The sequence below is a fragment of the Streptomyces sp. NPDC006733 genome, from assembly GCF_040636125.1.
In the GTDB taxonomy this organism is placed as follows: Bacteria; Actinomycetota; Actinomycetes; order Streptomycetales; family Streptomycetaceae; genus Actinacidiphila.
In genome coordinates this window covers 158188-181632 of record NZ_JBEYJD010000005.1, presented here as the reverse complement: position 1 = coordinate 181632, position 23445 = coordinate 158188, and the positions used below count along the sequence as shown (strand labels likewise).

At 75.1% G+C, this 23445-nt stretch carries 5 protein-coding genes and 1 pseudogene; all 6 read left to right on the top strand.

What is annotated here, in order from left to right:
- Positions 1–51: 51 nt before the first annotated feature.
- Positions 52–11904: pseudogene (locus ABZ721_RS07180) on the top strand (SDR family NAD(P)-dependent oxidoreductase); the annotation flags it as partial.
- A gap of 37 nt (positions 11905–11941) precedes the next feature.
- A complete protein-coding gene (locus ABZ721_RS07175; RefSeq protein WP_358787582.1) occupies positions 11942–17362 on the top strand; it encodes a type I polyketide synthase in 5421 nt (1806 codons plus the stop codon).
- A gap of 51 nt (positions 17363–17413) precedes the next feature.
- On the top strand, positions 17414–20560 hold the full coding sequence (locus ABZ721_RS07170; RefSeq protein ID WP_358787581.1) for a type I polyketide synthase: 3147 nt from the start codon (positions 17414–17416) through the stop codon (positions 20558–20560).
- A gap of 109 nt (positions 20561–20669) precedes the next feature.
- A complete protein-coding gene (locus tag ABZ721_RS07165; RefSeq protein ID WP_358787580.1) occupies positions 20670–21533 on the top strand; it encodes a hypothetical protein in 864 nt (287 codons plus the stop codon).
- A 1-nt stretch (position 21534) separates the two neighbouring features.
- The gene (locus ABZ721_RS07160; protein ID WP_358787579.1) at positions 21535–22590 is read left to right on the top strand and encodes an ABC transporter ATP-binding protein; all 1056 of its coding nucleotides are present in this window, start codon (positions 21535–21537) and stop codon (positions 22588–22590) included.
- Positions 22587–23324, top strand: coding sequence for an ABC transporter permease (locus ABZ721_RS07155; RefSeq protein ID WP_358787578.1), 738 nt, complete (start codon positions 22587–22589; stop codon positions 23322–23324). Before ABZ721_RS07160 ends, ABZ721_RS07155 begins: the two co-directional genes overlap by 4 nt.
- The last annotated feature ends 121 nt before the right edge of the window (positions 23325–23445 follow it).

Sequence of the window (23445 nt, the reverse complement as noted above, 5' to 3'; positions counted from 1 at the left end):
GGTGAGGTTCAGGTGTCTGCAACGGCTGCATCGAACGAGAGAATCGTTGAGGCTCTGCGCGCGTCGCTGAAGGAGACGGAGCGGCTGCGCGAGCAGAACCGCCAGCTCTCCGGCGCGGGCCACGAGCCGATCGCGATCGTGGGCATGGCCTGCCGGTACCCGGGCGGGGTCACCTCGCCCGAGGAGCTGTGGGCGCTGCTCGCGGCCGGCGGCGACGGGGTCTCGTCGTTCCCGCTGGACCGTGGCTGGGACGTGGAGGGGATCTACGACCCGGACCCGGAGGCCCCCGGCAAGACGTACTCCCGCCACGGCGGATTCCTGGACCGCGCCGCCGACTTCGACCCCGCGTTCTTCGGCATCAGCCCGCGCGAGGCCGTGGCCATGGACCCGCAGCACCGGCTGCTGCTGGAGTCGTCGTGGGAGGCGTTCGAGCGCGCGGGCATCGACCCGGCGTCCGTGCGCGGCTCGGCGACCGGCGTCTTCGCCGGGGTGATGTACGGCGACTACAGCGACGTGCTGGAGCACGCCGCCGATGCCGTCGAAGGCTTCCTGGGCGTCGGCGGCAGTCTCGCCTCCGGCCGCGTCTCCTACGCCTTCGGCCTGGAGGGCCCGGCCGTCACGGTCGACACGGCTTGCTCATCGTCCCTGGTCACGGTGCACCTGGCGGCTCAGGCGCTGCGCTCGGGTGAGTGCTCGCTCGCCCTCGCGGGCGGGGTGACGGTCATGGCAACCCCTGACACCTTTGTCGACTTCAGCCGCCAGCGCGGGCTGGCCCCCGACGGCCGCTGCAAGCCGTTCGCCGAGGCCGCGGACGGCACGGGCTGGGGCGAAGGCGTCGGCATGCTGCTCCTGGAGAAGCTCAGCGACGCCAAGCGCAACGGCCACCGCGTGCTCGCGGTGGTCCGGGGCAGCGCGATCAACCAGGACGGCGCGAGCAACGGCCTCACCGCGCCCAACGGCCCTTCGCAGCAGCGTGTGATCCGCCAGGCGCTGGCCGGGGCGCGGCTGTCCGCCGACCAGGTCGACGCCGTCGAGGCGCACGGCACCGGCACCAAGCTCGGCGACCCGATCGAGGCACAGGCGCTCATCGCCACCTACGGCCAGGACCGCCCGGAAGGCCGTCCGCTGTGGCTCGGCTCCGTGAAGTCCAACCTCGGTCACACGCAGGCCGCTGCCGGTGTCGCCGGGATCATCAAGATGGTGCTCGCGATGCGGCACGAGGAGCTGCCGCGCACGCTGGGCGTCGACGCCCCCAGCTCGCACGTCGACTGGTCGGCCGGTGACGTCACCCTGCTCACGGAGGCACAGCCGTGGCCGGCAGGCGAGCGCACCCGCCGTGCGGGCATCTCGTCCTTCGGGATCAGCGGGACGAACGCCCACGTCATCGTGGAGGAAGCCCCGGCCGAGGCGGCGGCGGACGAAGTTGCGCCCATCGCCCTGCCGGTGGTGCCGTGGGTGCTGTCCGGAAAGACGCCGGACGCCGTCCAGGCTCAGGCCGCCCGCCTGCGGGACCACCTGCTCGCCGACGCCGGACGCGCTCTCGACCCCGCCGCCGTCGGCTACTCCCTGGCCACCACCCGTGCCGCGTTCTCCCACCGCGCGGGCGTCGTGGCCGCCGACCGCGACGGTCTGATCGCCGGACTGTCGGCGCTGGCCGAGGGCGGCAACGCCCCCGGCCTCGTACAGGGCGCGGCCCACGCGGGCCGGACGGCGTTCCTGTTCACCGGGCAGGGCAGCCAGCGGGCCGGGATGGGGCGCGAGCTGTACGCCGCGTTCCCGGTGTTCGCGCAGGCGCTGGACGCCGTCGTGGCGGCGCTTGACGTGCACCTCGAAGTGCCGCTCAAGGAGGTGCTGTTCGACGAGGACGGCAGCCGGCTGAACGAGACGGGCTTCACCCAGCCCGCGCTGTTCGCCCTGGAAGTGGCGCTGTTCCGGCTCCTGGAGTCGTTCGGGGTTCGGCCGCAGGTGCTGGCCGGTCACTCCATCGGCGAGCTGGCCGCCGCGCACGTGGCGGGCGTCTGGTCGCTGGATGACGCGGCACGGCTGGTGGCCGCCCGTGGGCGGCTCATGCAGCAGCTCCCCACCGGCGGAGCCATGGCGGCGATCCAGGCCACCGAGGCGGAAGTCCTGCCGCAACTCTCCGACCGTGTCGGCATCGCGGCCGTCAACGGACCGACCTCCGTCGTCGTCTCCGGCGACGAAGACGCCGTCGCCACCGTCCTCGCTCACTTCAACACCCTCGGACGGAAGACCAAGCGCCTCACCGTCAGCCACGCCTTCCACTCCCTGCACATGGAACCGATGCTCGAAGAGTTCGGCACCATCGCCGCGAGCCTCACCTACAGCGCGCCCACCATTCCCATCGTCTCGACCCTCACCGGCCAGGCCGCCACCGCCGAGGAACTCACCGACCCCGCCTACTGGGTCCGGCACGTCCGCGAAGCTGTCCGCTTCGCCGACGCCGTCACCACCCTCCAGGACCAGGGCGTCACGAGGTTCATCGAGCTCGGCCCGGACGCGGTCCTGACCGCCATGGCTGCCGACTCCACCGCGGATTCCGCCAACGGCACCGCCACCCTCATCCCGACCCTGCGCCGGGACCACGACGAACCCCAGCTCCTCACCGAAGCCCTCACCCGCATCCACGCCTCCGGCGGAACCGTCACCTGGCCCGCCCTCTTCGGCACCGGACACACCCCCGTCGACCTCCCCACCTACGCCTTCGAGCACCGGCAGTACTGGCCGCGCACGGTGGCGTCGACCGGTGACGCGACCGGCCTGGGGCTGCGCTCCGGCGGGCACCCGTTCCTCAGCGGGGCGATCACCCTCCCGGACACCGACAGCGTGCTGTTCACCGGGCGGCTCTCGCTCTCCACCCACCCGTGGCTGGCGGACCACGCCGTCTCCGGCACCGTGATCGTCCCCGGCGCCGCGCTCGTCGAGATCGCCGTGCGAGCGGGCGACGAGGTCGGGTGCGGCACCGTCGAGGAGCTGACGCTCCAGGCGCCGCTGGTGCTGGGCGAGCAGGGCGCCGTCCAGCTGCGCGTGCAGGCGGGAGAGGCCGACGCGGGCGGGCTGCGGCCCGTCACCGTCTTCTCGCGGCCCGAGGACGCGCCCGACGACGCCCCCTGGACCTGCCACGCCGACGGCCTCCTCACCGCCTCGGTCCTGGCTCCCGACCCCGCCTTCGACCTCGCGCAGTGGCCCCCGGCCGGGGCGAGCGCGCTCGACACGACGGCTCTCTACGACGACCTGGCCTCGTCGGGCCTGGAGTACGGGCCGCTCTTCCAGGGCCTGCGGGCCGCCTGGCGGCACGGGGACGACGTCTTCGCCGAGGTGTCGCTGCCCGAGGACGCCCCGGACACCGACTCGTTCGGACTGCACCCCGCCCTGCTGGACGCGACCCTGCACGCGATCAGCCTCGGCGACTTCGTCGAGGACGGCAGCGTCCCGCAGCTGCCCTTCGCCTGGTCGGACGTCGCCCTGTACGCGGCCGGTGCGACCTCCCTGCGGATCAGGGTCTCGCCCGCGGCCTCCGGCGGCGGTGTGGCGCTGCAGCTGGCCGACGCCGCCGGCCTCCCGGTGGCGTCGGTGGGCTCGCTCGTGCTGCGCGCCCTCGCGGTGGACCAACTGGCGGCGAACGCCGGTGGCCCCGGCCACCACGAGTCGCTGTTCCGGCTCGACTGGGCCCCGCTGCAGACCGCCGTCGAAGCGTCCACCGGCGACCGTTGGACCCTGCTCGGCGACGACACGTTCGGCCTGGCCGACGCGCTCACCGCAGCGGGTGCGACCCTGGCGGGCGACGCGGCGGAGTTCACCCTCGCCCAGTTCACCACCCACCACTCCCCGTCCACCGCCGGCACCGTCCACGCCGCCCTGGCGCTCCTCCAGCAGTGGCTGGACGCCGATCAGCCGCCCGGCGCCCGGTTGGTGCTCGTCACCAGCGGCGCCCTGGCGGCCGCCCCCGGCGACGCCGTCGCCGACCCGGGCGCGGCCGCGGTGTGGGGCCTGGCGCGTTCCGCGCAGTCCGAGTACCCGGACCGGGTCGTCCTCGTGGACATCGACGGCACCCCGGCCTCGGCCGCGGCTCTCGCCCCGGCCGTGGCCGCCGCCGTCGCCGCCGACGAGCCGCAGCTGGCGCTGCGCGGCGGCCAGGCGCACACCGCGCGCCTGCTCCGCAGCACGCCCGCCGACAGCCTGACGATTCCCGCCCCCACCCCGGCCCCCACCCCGGCCTCCACCCCGGCCCCCACCTCATCCACTGGCACCGGAACGGCCCCCTGGCGGCTGGACTTCACCGAGAGCGGCACGCTCGACAGCATCTACGTCGCCGACTTCCCCGAGGCGGCCGAGCCGCTCGCCGAGGGCCAGATCCGGGTCGCCCTCCGCGCCGCGGGGCTGAACTTCCGTGACGTGATGAACGTGCTCGGCATGTACCCGGGCGACGCGGGCCGGCTCGGCCTCGAGGCGGCCGGGGTGGTCGTGGAGACCGGCCCCGGCGTCACCCATCTCGCGCCCGGGGACCGGGTGATGGGGCTGTTCTCCGGTGCGTTCGGGCCGCTCGCGGTCGTCGACCACCGCCTCGTCGCGCCCATGCCGATCGGCTGGACGTTCGCCGAGGCGGCCGCCGCCCCGGTGGTCTACCTGACGGCGTACTACGCGCTCAACGACCTGGCCGGGCTGCGGTCCGGCGAGCGGATCCTCATCCACGCCGCCGCGGGCGGCGTCGGGATCGCCGCCGTTCAGCTCGCCGCCCACCTGGGCGCCGAGGTGTACGGCACGGCGAGCACCGGCAAGTGGGGGACGCTGCGCGGCCTCGGCCTGACCGACGACCGGATCGCGTCCTCCCGCACCCTGGACTTCGAGCAGGACTTCCTCGACGCGACCGGCGGGCGCGGCATGGACGTGGTCCTGGACTCCCTCGCCCGCGAGTTCGTGGACGCCTCGCTGCGGCTGCTGCCGCGCGGCGGGCGGTTCGTGGAGATGGGCAAGACGGATATCCGGGACGCGGACACGGTCGCCGCCGACCACCCGGGCGTCGCGTACCGGGCGTTCGACGTCATGGACGCGGGCCCCGAGCGGATCCAGGAGATGTACGCCGCCCTGCTGGAGCTCTTCAACAGCGGCGCCCTGCGGCCCCTGCCCGTCACCGCATGGGACGTCCGGCAGGCGCCGGAGGCGTTCCGCCACATCGGGCAGGCCCGGCACACCGGCAAGCTCGTGCTGACGATCCCCGCGCCGCTCGCCCCCGAGGGCACGGTGCTGATCACCGGCGCCACCGGGGCCCTCGGCGGCCTGCTCGCCCGCCACCTGGTGAGCGAGTACGGCGTGCGCCACCTGCTGCTCACCAGCCGGCGCGGCATCGAGGCGCCGGGGGCGGCCGAACTCGCCGCCGAACTCACGGCGGCGGGCGCCACCGTCACGTTCGCGGCCTGCGACGCCGCCGACCGCGTCGCGCTGGCCGCCACGCTCGCCGCGATACCGGCGGAGCACCCCCTGACCGCTGTGCTGCACGCCGCCGGCGTGCTCGACGACGGCATCCTCGCCTCACTCACCCCCGAGCGCGTCGACCGTGTCTTCGGCCCGAAGGCCGACGCCGCCCGCCACCTGCACGAGCTGACCCGGGGCCTGGACCTGGCCGCGTTCGTGCTGTTCTCCTCGGCGGCCGGCACGTTCGGCAACCCGGGCCAGGCCAACTACGCCGCCGCCAACGCCTACCTGGACGCGCTCGCCGCGCACCGGCGCGGCGCGGGTCTGCCCGCGCTGTCGCTGGGCTGGGGCGCCTGGGCGTCCGAGGGCGGCGGCATGGCCGACGTCCTGGAGGCGGCCGACCGCGAGCGGCTGGCGCGCTCCGGTGCGGCGGCGCTCAGCAGCGCCGAGGGGCTGGCCCTGTACGACACGGCCGTCGGCCTCGCCGCGCCCGCCTTCGTCCCGATGCACCTGGAGCTGCCGGCGACGGCCGCGCCCGACGAGGTGCCGCCGCTGCTGCGGGCGCTGGTGCGGGCTCCGGCCCGCCGTGCCGCCCGTGCCGCGACCTCCGGGGGCGCGCTGGAGCTGGGGCCGCGGCTGGCCGCGATGACCCTCGCGCAGCAGGAGGAGTTCCTGCTCGACCTGGTGCGGAGCAACGTCGCGGCCGTGCTCGGCCACTCCGGGGCCGAGGCCATCGACCCGTCGCGGGCGTTCAAGGACCTCGGGTTCGACTCGCTGACCGGGGTGGAGTTCCGCAACCGGCTCGGCTCCGCGGCCGGTCTGCGGCTGCCCGCCACGCTCGTCTTCGACTACCCGGCGCCGGACGTGCTCGCCGCGTTCCTGCGCACCGAGCTGGTCGGCGATCTCGTCTCCGACGGGGCCGCCGACGGTGCGGGCCCGGTGGCCGCCACGTCGATCTCCGGTGACGAGCCGATCGCGATCGTCGGCATGGGCTGCCGGTTCCCCGGCGGGGTGCGCTCCCCGGAGGACCTGTGGCGGCTGCTCGCCACCCGCACCGACGCGATGGCCGGGCTGCCCGACGACCGCGGCTGGGACGTCGAGTCGCTGTACGACCCGACGGGCGAGCGGCCCGGCACCACGTACACCGACCAGGGCGCCTTCCTGTACGACGCCACCGACTTCGACGCCCCCTTCTTCGGCATCAGCCCGCGCGAGGCGCTCGCCATGGACCCGCAGCAGCGGCTGCTGCTGGAGACGTCGTGGGAGGCGCTGGAGCGGGCCGGGATCGACCCGGCCACGCTGCGCGGCAGCTCGACCGGTGTCTTCGCCGGGGTGATCTACCACGACTACGGCACCCGGCTGGGCGAACTGCCCGAGGGCGTCGACGGCTTCTTGGGGACGGGGACGTCCGCCGGGGTGCTGTCCGGGCGCGTCTCGTACGTGCTGGGGCTCGAGGGTCCGGCGATCACGGTCGACACGGCCTGCTCCTCGTCCCTGGTCGCCCTGCACCTGGCGATCCAGGCCCTGCAGCGCGGCGAGTGCACGCTCGCGCTGGCCGGCGGCGTCACCGTGATGGCCACGCCCGACACGTTCGTGGACTTCAGCCGCCAGCGGGGGCTGGCCGCCGACGGCCGCTGCAAGGCGTTCGCGTCCACGGCGGACGGCACCGGCTGGGCCGAGGGCGTCGGCATGATCCTCGTCGAGCGGCTCTCGGACGCCCGGCGCAACGGGCACGACATCCTCGCCGTGGTCCGCGCGAGCGCCCTCAACCAGGACGGCGCCAGCAACGGGCTCACCGCCCCCAACGGCCCCTCCCAGCAGCGCGTCATCCGCCAAGCGCTCGCCTCCGCCGGGCTGGCCGCCGCCGACATCGACGCCGTCGAGGCGCACGGCACCGGCACCCGGCTCGGCGACCCGATCGAGGCGCAGGCGCTCATCGCCACCTACGGCCAGGACCGGCCCGCCGACCAGCCGCTGTGGCTGGGCTCGGTGAAGTCCAACCTCGGCCACACGCAGGCGGCGGCGGGCATCGCGGGCGTCATCAAGATGGTCACCGCGCTCGGCCACGAGGAGCTGCCGGCGACGCTGCACGTCGGGGAGCCCAGCCCGCACATCGACTGGTCGGCGGGGAACGTGGAACTGCTCACCGAGGCGCGGCCGTGGCCGCGCGGCGGGTCCGGCGCCCGCCGGGCGGGCGTCTCCGCCTTCGGCTTCAGCGGGACCAACGCGCACGTCATCCTGGAGGAGGCGCCGGCGGTCGAGCCGGCCGCCACCGGTTCGGAAGAGGACACCCCGGCCCCCTTCACCGCCACCGACACCACCCCCGTCCCGTGGCTGCTCACCGGCCGCAGCGAGATCGCGCTGCGGGCTCAGGCCCGCAAGCTGCACGCGCACCTGGCGAACCCCTCCGCCCTCGGCGCCACCGCGCTGGGCAGCATCGGGCACGCGCTGGCCACCACCCGCACGCCGTTCGAGCACCGCGCGGTGCTCGTCGGGGCGGACGGGCCCGCGCTGGTCCAGGCGCTGAAGGACATCGCCGACGGCGTTCCCGCCGCAGGCGTCGAGGAGGGCCTGGCGGGCACCCCGGGCAAGACGGTCTTCGTCTTCCCCGGCCAGGGCTCGCAGTGGATCGGCATGGCCGCCGAACTCCTGGAGACCTCACCGGTGTTCCGGGCGCGCCTGGAGGCGTGCGCGGCGGCGGCCGACGAGTTCACCGACTGGTCGCTGCTGGACGTGCTGCGCGGCGTCGAGGGCGCCGCGTCCCTGGAGCGCGTCGACGTGGTCCAGCCCGCCCTGTGGGCGGTCATGGTCTCGCTCGCCGCCCTCTGGGAGTCGCTCGGCGTCCGGCCGTCGGCCGTCGTGGGCCACTCGCAGGGCGAGATCGCCGCCGCGTGCGTCGCGGGGGCGCTCACCCTCCAGGACGCCGCCCGCGTCGTCACCCTGCGCAGCCTCGCGCTCGTCGGCCTCGCCGGCACCGGCGGCATGGTCTCCCTGCCGCTGCCCGCCGCCGAGGTCGAGGAGCTGCTGGCCGCCTGGCCCGGCCAGATCTCGGTGGCCGCGAACAACGGGCCGTCGTCCACCGTCGTGTCCGGCGACCCAGGCGCGCTCGACGAACTCCTCGCCACCTGCGAGCGGCGCACCATCCGGGCCCGCCGCATCGACGTGGACTACGCCTCGCACTCCTCGCACGTGGAGTCGCTGCGCGAGGAGCTGGAGGACGTGCTCGCCCCCGTCCGGCCGCGGGCGGGACGCGTCCCGCTGTACTCCACGCTGGAGGACCGGCTGATCGACGGCAGCGAGATGGACGCCACGTACTGGCACCGCAACCTGCGCCACACCGTGAAGTTCGAGCCGGCCGTGCGGGCGCTGGCCCTCACCGGTCACACGGTGTTCGTCGAGTGCAGCCCGCACCCGGTGCTCACCGTCGGCGTGCAGGACACCGTGGCCGCCGCAGGAGCGGACGACGTCGTCGTCACCGGCACGCTGCGCCGCGACGACGGCGGCGCCTCCCGCGTCCTGACGTCGCTGGGGCGGCTGGTCGCGCACGGCACCCGCCCCGACTGGTCGGCGGTCTTCGCGGGCCGCACGCTGGAGCGCACCGAGCTGCCGACGTACGCCTTCCAGGGCGAGCGCTACTGGCTGGAGGCCGTCTCCGGGTCCGTGGACCCGGCCGGGCTCGGCCAGACGCCCGCCGGGCACCCGCTGCTCGGCGCGGCCGTGGCGCTGCCCGACCGTGACGGCTACCTGCTCACCGGCCGGCTCTCCCTCAAGTCCCAGCCGTGGCTGGGCGACCACGCGGTCGGCGGCGTCGTCTTCGTCCCCGGAACGGCGCTGCTGGAGCTCGCCGTGCGGGCCGGTGACGAGGCCGACTGCGGCACGCTGGCCGAGCTGACGCTGGAGGCGCCGCTCGTCCTGCCGGAGCGCGGCGAGACGCAGCTGCGCGTCCTGGTCGACGAGCCGGCCGCCGACGGGCACCGCCCGGTGGCCGTCTTCTCGCGGTCCGAGGACGGCGGCGAGGACACCCCGTGGACGCGGCACGCGAGCGGTCTGCTGACGTCGGACACCCCGGCGCCCGGCCCCGACCTCACCCAGTGGCCGCCGTCCGGCGCCGAGGCGCTGACGACGGAGAGCCTGTACGCGGACCTGGGCGCCGTCGGCCTGGACTACGGGCCGGTCTTCCGCGGGCTGCGCGCCGCCTGGCGGCGCGACGGCGAGCTGTTCGCCGAGGTCGAGCTGCCCACCGAGGCGGTCTCCGCCGCTGCCGACTACGCCCTGCACCCGGCGCTGCTGGACGCCGCCCTGCACGCCATCGCGCTGGGCGCCCCCGGAATCATGAGCGGCCTGGACACCGGGGAGGGCGAGGGGCCGTGGCTGCCCTTCGCCTGGTCCGGAGTGGCGCTGCACAGCGTCGGCGCCTCCGCCCTGCGGGTGCGGATCGCCGCGGCCGAGGGCACCGGCGCCGTCACCCTGAACGTCGCCGACGCCACCGGGGCGCCGGTCGCCGCCGTCGACTCCCTGCTGTTGCGCCGCCTCCCGCTGGAGGCGCTCGCCCAGCTCGGCGCGGCCGGCTCCGACCCGTTCCGCGACGCGCTGTTCCGCGTCGAGTGGACCGCGGTCACGGCCCCGGGCGACGCCCCGCAACCGGCGGCGGACTGGGCGGTGTTCGGCGACGACCCGCTCTTCCCCGGCCTGCCGGAGATCTTCAGCACCGACGAGCTGGACGGCTCCATCGGCACCGTCCTGACGCCCGTGCACTGGCAGAGCGGCACCGAGGACACCGTCATGCAGGCCCTCGGCGACCTCCAGGTGTGGCTCGCGGACCCGCGCACCGACGGCACCACGCTGGTCGTCGTCACCCGCGGCGCGGTCGCCGCCGAGGCCGGCGAGGACATCGCCGACCTCGCGCAGTCCGCCGTCCACGGCCTGGTCCGCTCCGCGCAGTCCGAGAGCCCCGGCAGGATCGTCCTCGCGGACATCGGCACCGGCATCCCCTCCCGGACCCTGCTCGCGGCGGCCCTCGCCACCGGCGAGCCGGAGTTCGCGCTGCGCGACGGGAAGATCCTCGCGCCCCGGCTGGTGCGGGCCGAGGCGCGGGCCGACGCCGTGGCGCCGTGGCAGTCCGACGGCACCGTCCTGATCACCGGCGGCACCGGCGGTCTGGGCGCGCTCGTCGCCCGCCACCTGGTCGGCGAGCACGGCGTACGGCACCTGCTGCTCACCAGCAGGCGGGGCCAGGACGCTCCGGGCGCGGCCGAGCTGGCGGCGGAGCTGACCGCGGCCGGCGCCACCGTCACCGTCGCCGCCTGCGACGTCGCCGACCGGGACGCGGTCGCCGCGCTCCTCGCGGCCGTTCCGCAGGAGCGCCCGCTGCGCGGGATCGTCCACGCGGCCGGGGTGCTCGACGACGCCACGCTCGGCAAGCTCACCCCCGAGAAGCTGTTCGCGGTCCTCGCCCCCAAGGCGGAGGCGGCCCGGCACCTGCACGAGCTGACGGTCGCGGCCGGCACCGAACTGGACGCGTTCGTGCTGTTCTCGTCCTCCGCCGGGGTCTTCGGCAACGCGGGCCAGGCCAACTACGCGGCGGCCAACGCCTACCTCGACGCCCTCGCCGCCCACCGCAGGGCGGCGGCGCTGCCCGGCGTCTCCCTCGCCTGGGGCCTGTGGGCGGAGCCGAGCGGTATGACCGGGCACCTGGAGAGCACCGACTTGGCGCGGCTCGCCCGCTCCGGCATCCGGCCGCTCAGCCCCGAACAGGGCCTGGCCCTGTTCGACGCCGGGGTCGCCGGGAGCGAGCCCGCGCTCGTCCCGATCGGCCTCAGCACCGCCGGGCTGCGCTCGCAGGCCGGTGACGGACCGGTGGCGCCGCTGATGCGCTCCCTGGTGCGCGGCCCGTCCCGGCGCACCGCGCAGGGCGCGTCGGCGGCCGAGGACGGCGCCCAGGGCGACGCGCTGCGCAAGCGGCTCGCCGCGCTGCCCACCGACGAGTGGGAGACCGTGCTGCTCGACCTGGTGCAGTCCTACGCGGCGGCGGTGCTCGGCTTCGCCGGCACCTCGGCGGTCGGCGCCACCCGCTCCTTCAAGGAGCTGGGCTTCGACTCGCTGACCGCCGTGGAGTTCCGCAACCGGCTCGGCGCCGCGACCGGTGTCCGGCTCCCGGCCACCGCCGTCTTCGACCACCCGACCCCGCTGGCGCTGGCCCGGCTGCTCTACGGCGAGTTCGCCCCCGAGCAGACCGACCCGGCCGACGCCGTACTCGCCGAACTCGACCGCCTCGACGGCTACCTGCCCGAGGTGTCCCTCGACGACAGCGTCCACGCCGCCGTCACCGCCCGCCTGGAGGAACTCCTCTCCCGGTTCAAGAACCTGCGGGCCGGGGCGGGCGGCGACACCGGCGAGGACGTCAACGAACGACTGCAGGACGCCACGACCGACGAGGTCCTGGCCTTCATCACGGACGAACTCGGCATTGCCTGAGGGCGTCCGGAAGTCCCGACAAACCTACGGAGAAGTGATGGCGGACGAGAAGCAGTTGGTCGACACGCTCAAGCGGGTCGCCGCTGACCTGCACGACGCCCGCCGGCGGCTGCGGGACGCGGAGGACAAGGAACGCGAGCCGATCGCGATCATCGGCATGGCCTGCCGCTTCCCGGGCGGGGTCACCTCGCCCGAGGAGCTGTGGGAGCTGCTCGCGGCCGGGCAGGACGGCCTGACGCCGTTCCCCACCGACCGCGGCTGGAACCTCACCCAGTTCCAGGACAGCGAACGGGAGAAGGGCGGCGCCGCGGGCGACGGCGCCCCCGAGGGCGGCTTCCTCGCCGACGCCGCCGAGTTCGACGCCGAGTTCTTCGGCATCAGCCCCCGCGAGGCGCTCGCGATGGACCCCCAGCAGCGGGTGCTGCTGGAGACGTCGTGGGAGGCGCTGGAGCGTGCCGGGATCGACCCGGTGGCGCTGTCCGGCACGCGGACGGCGGTCTTCACGGGCGTCAGCAGCTCCGACTACCTGCGCGGGTTGCAGAAGATGCCCGCCGAGGTCGCCGGCCACATGATGACCGGTGTCGCGGGCAGCGTCCTGTCCGGCCGCGTCTCGTACGCGCTGGGCCTGGAGGGCCCGGCCGTCACCATCGACACCGCCTGCTCGTCCGCCCTGGTCGCCGTGCACCTCGCGGGCCAGGCGCTGCGGGCGGGGGAGTGCACGCTGGCGCTGGCCGGCGGGGTGACGGTGATGGGCTCCGCGGGGACGTTCCTGGAGTTCAGCCGGGCGGACGGGCTGGCCGGTGACGGCCGCTGCAAGCCGTTCGCGGAGGCCGCCGACGGCACCGGGCTCTCGGAGGGCGTCGGCGTCCTGCTGCTGGAGAAGCTGAGCGACGCCCGGCGCAACGGCCACCGCGTGCTGGCCGTGGTGCGCGGCAGCGCCGTCAACCAGGACGGCGCCAGCAACGGCCTCACCGCGCCCAACGGCCCCTCGCAGCAGCGCGTCATCCGCCAGGCGCTGGCGAGCGCCAAGCTGTCGGCCGACCAGATCGACGCCGTCGAGGCGCACGGCACCGGCACCAAGCTCGGCGACCCCATCGAGGCGCAGGCGCTCATCGCCGCCTACGGCCAGGAGCGGGCGGCGGACCAGCCCCTGTGGCTGGGCTCCGTCAAGTCCAACCTGGGGCACACCCAGGGGGCGGCGGGCGTCGCGGGGCTGATCAAGATGGTGCTCGCCCTGCACCATGAGGAACTGCCGCGCACCCTGCACGTGGACGCGCCCAGCAGCCACGTCGACTGGTCGGCGGGGACGGTCCGGCTGCTGACCGAGCCCCGGCCGTGGCCGGCGGGGGAGCGGACCCGCCGCGCGGGCGTCTCCTCCTTCGGCATCAGCGGCACGAACGCGCACGTCATCGTGGAGGAGGTCCCGGCCGAGGAGACCGCGGAGAGCTCCCCCGCCACCGAACTGCCCGCCGTCCCCTGGCTGCTGTCCGCCCGCACCCCGGAGGCGCTGACCGCCCAGGCCCGCCGGCTGCACGAGCACCTGCGCGACGGAGCGGCGGCCACCGACCCCTCCACCATCGGCTCGGCCCTCGCCACCACGCGCTCCGCCTTCCCGTACCGGGCGGGCGTGGTGGCCGGGGACCGCGAAGGGCTGCTCACCGCGCTGGTGGCGCTGGCCGACGGCGAGAGCGCCCCCGGCGTCCTGCGCGACGGTCCCGGATCGGGGCAGCTCGGCTTCCTGTTCACCGGCCAGGGCAGCCAGCGGGCGGGCATGGGGAAGGAGCTGTACGCGGCCTTCCCGGTGTTCGCGGCGGCGCTCGACGAGGTCGCGGCGGCGTTCGCCCCGCACCTGGACCGTCCGCTCAAGGACGTGCTGTTCGGGGACGACGGCACCCTGGACGCGACCGGCTACACCCAGCCCGCGCTCTTCGCCCTGGAGGTGGCGCTGTTCCGGCAGGTCGCCGCCTGGGGCATCCGGCCGCAGGTGCTCGCGGGCCACTCCATCGGCGAGCTGGCCGCCGCGCATGTCGCGGGCGTCTGGTCGCTCGCGGACGCCGCGCTGCTGGTCGCGGCCCGCGGCCGGCTGATGCAGGCGCTGCCGTCCGGCGGCGCGATGGCGGCGGTCCAGGCCACGGAGGCGGAAGTACTGCCACAGCTGACGGAGAGGGTGGGCATCGCGGCCGTCAACGGGCCGACGTCCCTCGTCGTCTCGGGCGACGAGGACGCCGTCGGGCAGGTCGTCCGGCACTTCGACGACCTGGGCCGGAAGACCAAGCGCCTGACCGTCAGCCACGCCTTCCACTCCGTCCACCTGGAGCCGATGCTCGAAGAGTTCGGCACCGTCGCCGCCGGGCTCACCTACAACGCGCCCGCCATCCCCATCGTGTCGACCCTGACCGGCAAGGCGGCCACCGCCGAGGAGCTGGCCGACCCGGCGTACTGGGTCCGGCACGTCCGGGAGGCCGTGCGCTTCGCCGACGCCGTCACGACGCTCCAGGAGCGCGGCGTCACCGCGTTCCTGGAGCTGGGACCGGACGCCGTACTGAGCGCGATGGGCGCCGAGAGCGTGCCGGACCCGGCCGCGTCCGTGCTGGTCCCGGCGCTGCGCCGGGACCGCGACGAGGCGCGGACGCTGGTGGAGGCCGTCACCCGGCTGCACCTGCGGGGCATCGGCGTGGACTGGCGGGCGTTCTTCGCGGGCCGGGCCGCCGCCGGGCTCGTGGACCTGCCGACGTACGCCTTCCAGCACCGCGGCTACTGGTTCCGGTCCAACGCCCTGCCGAGCGGCGACGCCGCCGACTTCGGCCAGGACACCGCGGGCCACCCGCTGCTGGGCGCCGCCGTGGGCATCCCCGAGTCGGACGGCCTGCTGTTCACCGGGCGGCTGTCGCTCGCCACCCACCCGTGGCTCGCCGACCACGCCGTCAACGGCACCGTGATCGTCCCCGGCACCGCGCTCGTCGAGATCGCCGTGCACGCCGGAGACCTGGCGGGCTGCGGCACGCTGGAGGAACTCACGCTGCACGCCCCGCTGGTCGTCCCCGCCACCGGCGCCGTCCAGGTGCGGGTGCGGCTGGACGGCGGCGAGGAGCGGCGGGCCGTGACGGTCTTCTCCCGGCCGGAAGGCGCGCCGGAGGGCACCGCCTGGACGCGGCACGCCGACGGGACACTCACCGAGCACGCTCCGGCCGCCGGGTTCGAGCTGGCGCAGTGGCCCCCGGCCGGTGCCGAGCCGGTCGCGGTGGACGACCTCTACGACGAGCTGGCCGGCCGCGGCCTGCAGTACGGGCCCGCCTTCCAGGGCCTGCGGGCCGCCTGGCTGCTCGGCGACGAGGTCTTCGCCGAGGTCGCGCTGCCCGAGGGCGAGGAGGCGCAGGCCGGGCTGTTCGGGCTGCACCCTGCCCTGCTGGACGCCGCCCTGCACGGGGTCGCGCTGGGCGGCCCCGGCCTGATGGGCGGTGCGGCCGACGCGGATCCCGACGCCACGTGGCTGCCCTTCGCCTGGTCGGACGTCACCCTGCACGCCTCCGGCGCCAAGGCGCTGCGGGTCCGGCTCGCCCCGGCCGCCACGCCCGGCGGCGTCTCGGTGCGGGTCGCGGACGCCGAGGGCGGCGCGGTCGCGTCGATCGGCACGCTCACCCTGCGGCCGGTCCCCGCGGCCCAGCTGGGCGCCCGGGACACGACCGACGACGCGCTGTTCACCGTCGAGTGGAAGCGGCTCGCCGCCGTGACCGCGGACGCCGGGCCCGCGCCGACGGTGCTGGCGGCACCGGCCGGCCGCTCGGCGGCCGACGCGGTCGCCGCCGTACTGACGGGGATGCAGGAGTGGCTGGCCGACGAGGAGAACGCGGACGGGCAGCTGCTCGTCGTGACGCGCGGCGCGGCGGCGGTGGCCCCCGGCGAGGGCGTGACGGATCTGGGGCAGGCGGCCGTGACCGGTCTCGTGCGGGCCGCCCAGGCCGAGAACCCGGGCCGCGTCGTCCTGCTGGACAGCGACAGCGACCTCGAGGGCGGCACCGTGCCGGACGGCGTCCTCGCCGCCGGCGAGTCCGAACTCGCCCTCCGTGAGGGCGTGCTGTGGGCGCCCCGCCTCGTCCGGGCGACCACGGACGAGGCCGCGGACGCCCCCTGGCGCTCCGACGGCACCGTACTGATCACCGGTGGCACCGGCGGTCTGGGCGCGCTCGTCGCCCGGCACCTGGTCACCGCCCAGGGCGTGCGGAACCTGCTGCTGGTCAGCAGGCGCGGCCCACAGGCGCCCGGCGCGGACGCCCTGACCGCCGAACTGGAGGCGGCCGGAGCCTCGGTGACCGTCACGGCCTGCGACGTCGCGAACCGCGACAGCCTGGCCGCACTGCTGGCGGGTGTCCGGCTCAGCGCGGTCGTGCACACCGCGGGCGTCGTGGACGACGGCGTCATCGGCAAGCTGACCCCCGCCCGCGTTACGACGGTCCTCGGCCCCAAGGCCGACGCCGCCCACCACCTCCACGAGCTGACCGCACACCTCGACCTGGACGCGTTCGTCCTGTTCTCCTCCGCCGCCGGGGTCTTCGGCGGCGCCGGGCAGGGCAACTACGCGGCCGCCAACACCTACCTGGACGGCCTGGCCGCCCAGCGCCGGGCGTCGGGCCTGCCCGGCACCGCGCTCGCCTGGGGCCTGTGGGACCCGGCGACCGGCGGCATGGGCTCGGCCCTGACCGGGGCCGACGTCGAGCGGATGGCGCGCGGCGGGATCCTGGCCCTCGGCCAGGAGCAGGGCCTCGCGCTGTTCGACACGGCGGTCGCCGCGGGCCGGGCCCTCCTGGTGCCCGTCGGCCTGGACACCCGGGCCCTGGGCCGCGCCATGAGCGGCGAGGTGCCCGGCATGTTCCGGTCGCTGGTGCGCGGCCCGGTCCGCCGCGCCGCGGCGGCCGGCGGTTCGGGGGGCGCGGACGGCGGCCTCACCGCGCGGCTGGCGGCCCTGCCCGCGAGTGAACGGCCGCAGCTGGTGCTGGGGGTGGTCCGCAAGCAGGTCGCGGCCGTCCTCGGCTTCGCCGCCGACCAGCCGGTCGAGGCGGAGAAGCCGTTCAAGGACTTCGGCTTCGACTCGCTGACGGCCGTGGAGTTCCGCAACCGCCTCGTCGTCGAGACCGGGGTGCGGCTGCCCGCCACCCTCGTCTTCGACTACCCGACGCCGCTGGAGCTGGCCGACCACCTGCTCCAGGCGCTCGCCCCGGCGGACGACGACCCCGCGCACGCGCTGCTCGCGAGCCTGGAGCAGCTCGAACCGCTGCTGAACACCGACGGGTTGGACAAGCTGACCCGCTCCAAGGTCACCGTGCGCCTCCAGGCGCTGATGTCCCGCTGGCACGACGCGGCAGCGCCCGCGCCCGCCGCCGAGGACGAGGCGACGACCGTCGACGAGGCCTCGGACGACGAGCTGTTCGCCCTGCTCGACGGCGAGATCGGCGCCGCCTGACCCCGTCCCCTCCGCTCGCCCGCTCGCCTTCTCCAAGGAGCTGAAGCACGCATGACCACGGATACGGAACAGAAGCTCCGCGACTACCTGAAGCGGGCGACCAACGATCTCCTCCAGGCCCGCCGCCGGATCCAGGACCTGGAGGACAGGACCCGCGAACCCGTCGCCATCGTCGGCATGAGCTGCCGCTACCCGGGCGGGGTCACCTCGCCCGAGGAACTGTGGGAGCTGCTGGCGGCCGGGGGCGACGGTGCCGCCGGGTTCCCCACCGACCGGGGCTGGGACGTCGAGAACCTCTACGACCCCGACCCGAACGCCCTCGGCAAGAGCTACGCCAAGGAGGGCGGCTTCCTCGCCGGGGCCGGGGACTTCGACGCGGCCTTCTTCGGCATCAGCCCCCGCGAGGCCCTGGCCATGGACCCGCAGCAGCGGCTGCTGCTCGAAGCGTCCTGGGAGGCGTTCGAGCACGCCGGGATCGACCCGGCGACCGTCCGGGGCACCAGGACCGGCGTCTACGCGGGCGTCATGTACCACGACTACGGCTCGGACCGGGCGTCCATCCCGGACGGCGTCGAGGGCTTCCTCGGCACCGGCACGGCCGGCAGCGTGCTCTCCGGCCGGATCTCCTACGCGCTGGGGCTCCAGGGCCCGGCCGTCACCGTCGACACCGCCTGCTCTTCGTCGCTGGTGACGCTGCACCTCGCGATGCAGGCGCTGCGCAACGGGGAGTGCGGGCTCGCGCTGGCGGGCGGCGTCACCGTCATGGCCACCCCCGACACGTTCATCGACTTCAGCCGCCAGCGGGGGCTGGCCCCCGACGGCCGCTGCAAGCCGTTCGCGAAGGCCGCCGACGGCACCGGCTGGGGCGAGGGCGTCGGCGTGCTGCTCCTGGAGCGGCTCTCCGACGCGCGCCGCAACGGCCACCCCGTGCTGGCCCTGGTGCGCGGCAGCTCCATCAACCAGGACGGCGCCAGCAACGGCCTCACCGCCCCCAGCGGCCCGTCCCAGCAGCAGGTGATCCTGGAGGCGCTGGCCGCCGCCGGGCTGAGCACCGGCGACATCGACGCCGTCGAGGCGCACGGCACCGGCACCGTCCTGGGCGACCCCATCGAGGCGCAGGCGCTCATCGCGACCTACGGCCAGGACCGGCCCGCGGACCAGCCGCTGTGGCTCGGCTCGGTGAAGTCCAACCTCGGGCACACCCAGGCCGCCGCGGGCGCCGCCGGCGTCATCAAGATGGTGATGGCGCTGCGGCACGGGGTGCTGCCCCGGTCGCTGCACATCGACGAGGCGAGCCCGCACGTCGACTGGTCGGCGGGCGCCGTCGAGCTGCTCGCCGAGGCCCGCGCCTGGCCCGACAGCGGCCGGCCGCGCCGGGCGGCGGTGTCCGCGTTCGGCATCAGCGGCACCAACGCCCATGTCGTCCTGGAGCAGGCACCGCGGGACGAGCCGGCGGAGGGCGCGGAAGCCGTCGCACCCCGTCCGGTGCCCTGGCTGCTCTCCGCCAAGGGCGCGGCCGGGCTGCGCGCCCAGGCCGCCCGGCTGCACGCCTGGGCCACCGACCGACCGGAGCTGTCGGCCGCCGACCTCGGCCTGTCGCTCGCCACCACCCGCACCCAGCTCGGCCACCGGGCGGCGATCGTCGCAGGCAACCGGGCGGACCTGCTGGCCGCGCTGGAGGGGCTGGCGGCGGGCGGCCAGGGCCCGGCCGTGCTCCAGGAGACGCAGGGGAGCGGCCGTACCGCCTTCCTCTTCACCGGGCAGGGCAGCCAGAAGCCCGGCATGGGCCGGGAACTGTACGCCGCGCAGCCGGTGTTCGCCCAGGCGCTGGACGCCGCGTGCGCCGCACTCGACGCGCACCTCGAAACCCCCCTGAAGGACGTGCTGTTCGCCGAACCGGGCACCGACGGGGCGGCGCTGCTGGACACGACCGGCTACGCGCAGCCCGCGCTCTTCGCCCTCGAAGTCGCCCTCCACCGGCTGCTGGAGTCCTGGGGAGTGCGGCCCGACCTGCTCGCCGGGCACTCGATCGGCGAGCTGGCCGCCGCGCACGTCGCGGGCCTGTGGTCGCTGGAGGACGCGGCGGCGCTCGTCGCCGCCCGCGGCCGGCTGATGCAGGCACTGCCGTCCGGCGGCGCGATGGCGGCCCTCCAGGCCACCGAGGCCGAGGTGCTGCCGCTCCTTGGGGAGGGCGTGGGGATCGCGGCGGTCAACGGCCCGCAGTCCGTCGTGGTCTCCGGCGCCGAGGCGGCGGTCGAGGCGGTGGCCGGGCGCGTCCGCGACCTGGGCCGCAAGACCAAGCGCCTCACCGTCAGCCACGCCTTCCACTCCGCGCTGATGGAACCGATGCTCGACGGGTTCCGGCAGGTCGCGGCGGGGCTGACGTACCGGGAGCCGACGATCGCGATCGTGTCGTCGCTCACCGGCAAGCCCGTCACCGCGCAGGAGCTGAGCAGCCCCGACTACTGGGTGCGGCACGTCCGCGAGACGGTCCGCTTCGCCGACGCCGTGGGCAGCCTGGAGGCCGAGGGCGCCACGACGTTCGTCGAACTGGGCCCGGACGCGGTCCTGTCCGCACTGGTCCGCGACTGCCTGACCGCCCCCGCGACCGCCGCCGTCCTCCCCGTCCTGCGCCGGGACCGCACCGAGCCGCACGCGGCCACCGAGGCAGCCGCCCGGCTGCGGATGCGCGGCGCCGCCGTGGACTGGGCCGCGCTCTTCGACGGCACCGGGGCCCGCCGCGTCCCGCTGCCCACGTACGCCTTCCAGCACCAGCACTACTGGCTGGCGGCCGCGGGCCGCGCCTCGGCGGGGCCGGGCGCGGTCAGCGGCCCGGCGGACGTTCCCGACCCCGTGGACGAGCCGGCGGACGACCCGCTGGAGTTCCAGCGGCGGCTGCACGCCGCCGACGGACCGGCCCGCGAGGCGCTGCTACTGGACCTGGTGCGGACGGTCACCGCCTCCGTGCTCGGCCACGCCTCCGCCGAGGAGGTCGAGGCCGACAGCGAATTCATCGACCTGGGCTTCTCCTCGCTGCTCGCCGTGGAGTTCCGCGACCGGATCGGCGCGGCCGTCGGCGCCCGGCTCTCCGCCGCCGTGATCTACGAGTACGAGACGCCCGACGAGCTGGCCGAGCACCTGCTGGAGATCGTCGAGGCGGCCCCGGCACCGGTCGCGGCGGGTGCCGGCCACGAGTAGGGGGCGCTAGGGGTTCCGCTAGGGGATCTCAGTGCAATTACCCGCTTCTAGCATCGGAAGCACTCCCAATGCGGGTGCACGGGGCAGCAGGGAACGGAAGGGGCGGTTGGTGGAGAAATCCGATGCATGGTGGGAAATCGGCGGCAAGGGCCCAGGAGATCTGGTCCTCGCCGTCGACTTCACGGCCACCGGGCGACCCGATGCGCGATTCGCCGACATCGTCGGCCTCACCGCCACCAGCCACCCGGTCTGGGAGACGATGCCGCAGGCCATCGCCACCGACATCGGCCCGTCGGGCGAGGAGTACCTCGACCGCTGGTTCGAGGACGTCCGCGCCAGCGGCCGGCCGGTCGGTGCCGTACTCGGCTTCTGCGCCGGAGCGGTGTACGCCGCCGCCCTGGCCGGCCGGATAGCGCAGTGGCAGGAGCGGGCTCCCCAGCTCATCCTGTTCGACCCCGAGCTGGCCAACGCCTTCGGCCTGCTCTGGCAGTTCCACAAGTCCGTCGAGCTGTTCGCCGGGATCATCGGCGCCGAACCGGTCGCCGAGGCCCAGGAGACCGCCCGGCAGGCGCTGGAGGCCGACCCCGAGAACCTCGGGCACATCGGCCCGGTGCTCGTCGGGCTCTTCCGGCAGATCAGCGAGGCCGCCTTCGACGAGATCGAGCTGGAAGCCGAGAGCCGGGCCGAGTTCACCGAGTCCTTCACCTCCTTCGTCGCCTACGTCGTCGCGGCCGGCCAGCTCAACTCCCCGGCCACCGCCGCGTGGACCGACGCCGTCGCCTTCAGCTCCGGAAGCCCGCTCAGCGGACTCAACCGGCTGCGCTCCACCGACCCGGACGGCGCGGCCGGAGCCGTGGCCCGTGAACTCCGGTTCGACTGCGATCACACCGACCTGCTGCGTGACGAAGGCGCCGCCACGGCGCTGGCCGAGCTGCTGACCGCACAGGACCTCTCCCGACAGATCCGGATGTGACATGAAGACCACAGAGAAGACCTCCGCCGGCACGGCGGAGGGGACCGTCCCGGTGGCGGAACCACCGGCTCCGGCGCCGGTCCTGGTGGCCGCGGAACCGGCCGTCGAACCGGCTTCCCAACCGGCTTCCGAGCCGACTCCCGGCGCCGAGCCGGCCATCCGCGTCACCGGACTGCGCAAGGTCTACGGCGAGGTCCAGGCGGTCAAGGGCATCGACCTGACCATCGCCCCCGGCGAGGTCGTGGCGCTGCTCGGCCCCAACGGCGCCGGCAAGTCCACCACCATCGACATGATCCTCGGCCTGTCCCACGCCACCTCGGGCGAGATCAGCATCTTCGGCCGGGCCCCCTACCTCGCGGTCCGCGAGGGGCTCGTCAGCGCCGTCCTCCAGGAAGGCTCGCTGATCGACGACATCTCCGTCCGCGAGACGCTGGAGATGATCTCCTCCCTCTACAAGAAGCCGCTGCCCCTGGACGAGGTGCTGCGCCGCGCCAACATCGAGGACATCGTCGACCGCCGCGGCACCAAGCTCTCCGGCGGCCAGCGCCAGCGCGCCCGCTTCGCCTGCGCGCTCATCGGCAACCCGCAGCTTTTGGTGCTCGACGAGCCGACCTCCGCCATGGACGTCGGCAGCCGGCGCAAGTTCTGGGAGTCCATGCGGAAGTTCACCGACACCGGCCGCACGGTGGTCTTCGCCACCCACTACCTGGACGAGGCCGAGGAGTTCGCCGACCGCGTCGTCCTCATGCGCGGTGGCGAGATCGCCGCCGACGGCACCGTCGCCAAGATCCGCGCCCTCACCGCGGGCCGCGTGCTGCGCGCCTCGGTCCCCGACGCGAAGGAGGCGGACCTGCGCGCGCTGCCCGGCGTGACCGCCGCCGCCCTGCGCCTGGGCCGCGTCGAACTGCACTGCGAGGACTCCGACAAGAGCCTGCGCGCCCTGCTCACCACCTACCCCGACGCGTACGACATCGAGATCAGCGCCAGCGGCCTGGAAGAGGCGTTCCTCTCGCTGACCGCCGCCGACGAGACGGACGTGCAGGAGGACGCCGCATGACCGGCTACCTGTCCATCGAGATCAAGCGGATGCTCCGCGGACCGCGCTTCATCATCTTCGCGATCGTGCTGCCCGTGGGGCTCTACCTCATGGAGTGCATGCTCTACAAGAACCAGGTGATCCCGCACTCCAACGGCATCACGTACAGCGCCTGGCTGATGTGCAGCCTCGCCGCGTACAGCGCCTTCACCTCCTCCATGCACACCAGCGCGCGGGTCGCCCACGAGCGCTCCATCGGCTGGCACCGCCAGCTGCGGCTCACCCCGCTGCTGCCGCGCAACTACCTGCTGTCGAAGATCGTCGTCAGCATGATCGTGGCGCTCCCCGGCCCGCTCTTCGTGGCCCTCGCGGGCGCCACCCTCCAGGACGTCCACCTGTCCGTCGCCGGCTGGCTGCAGATCACCCTGGGCATCTGGATCGCGGCCCTGCCGTGCGCGGTGCTCGGCCTGGTCATCGGCCTGTACGTGGCCGTCGAGCAGCAGCAGATGTACCTCCAGGGGCTCGTGCTGCTCTTCGGGTTCCTCGGCGGGCTGCTCCTCCCGACCACGGGCTTCCCCGGCTGGCTGACCGCCGTCGTCAAGACCCTGCCGAGCTACTGGCTCGCCGACATCGGCCACGGCGCCCTGCTGCACGGCACCCGCACCATCGTCGCCGCGCTGGTGCTCGCCGGCTGGACGGTCGTCCTGTCGGGGGCCGTCATCCTCAACTCCCGCCGTGAGGCCGCCAGGGCCTGATCGTCGCACGGCCGCCGGCACCGGCGCCGCCAGCGGGAAGCCTCCCGCCGGCGGCGCCGGTGCCGTTTCCCGACCCGACCCGACTCGTCCTATCCCGACCCGTCCCGACCCGAGACGTGAG

What these genes read in the sequence shown, in the direction of transcription:
- ABZ721_RS07175 (WP_358787582.1), top strand. Translation starts at nt 11,942, where the DNA reads ATGGCGGACGAGAAGCAGTTGGTCGACACGCTCAAGCGGGTCGCCGCT.
- ABZ721_RS07170 (WP_358787581.1), top strand. Translation starts at nt 17,414, where the DNA reads ATGACCACGGATACGGAACAGAAGCTCCGCGACTACCTGAAGCGGGCG.
- ABZ721_RS07160 (WP_358787579.1), top strand. Translation starts at nt 21,535, where the DNA reads ATGAAGACCACAGAGAAGACCTCCGCCGGCACGGCGGAGGGGACCGTC.
- ABZ721_RS07155 (WP_358787578.1), top strand. Translation starts at nt 22,587, where the DNA reads ATGACCGGCTACCTGTCCATCGAGATCAAGCGGATGCTCCGCGGACCG.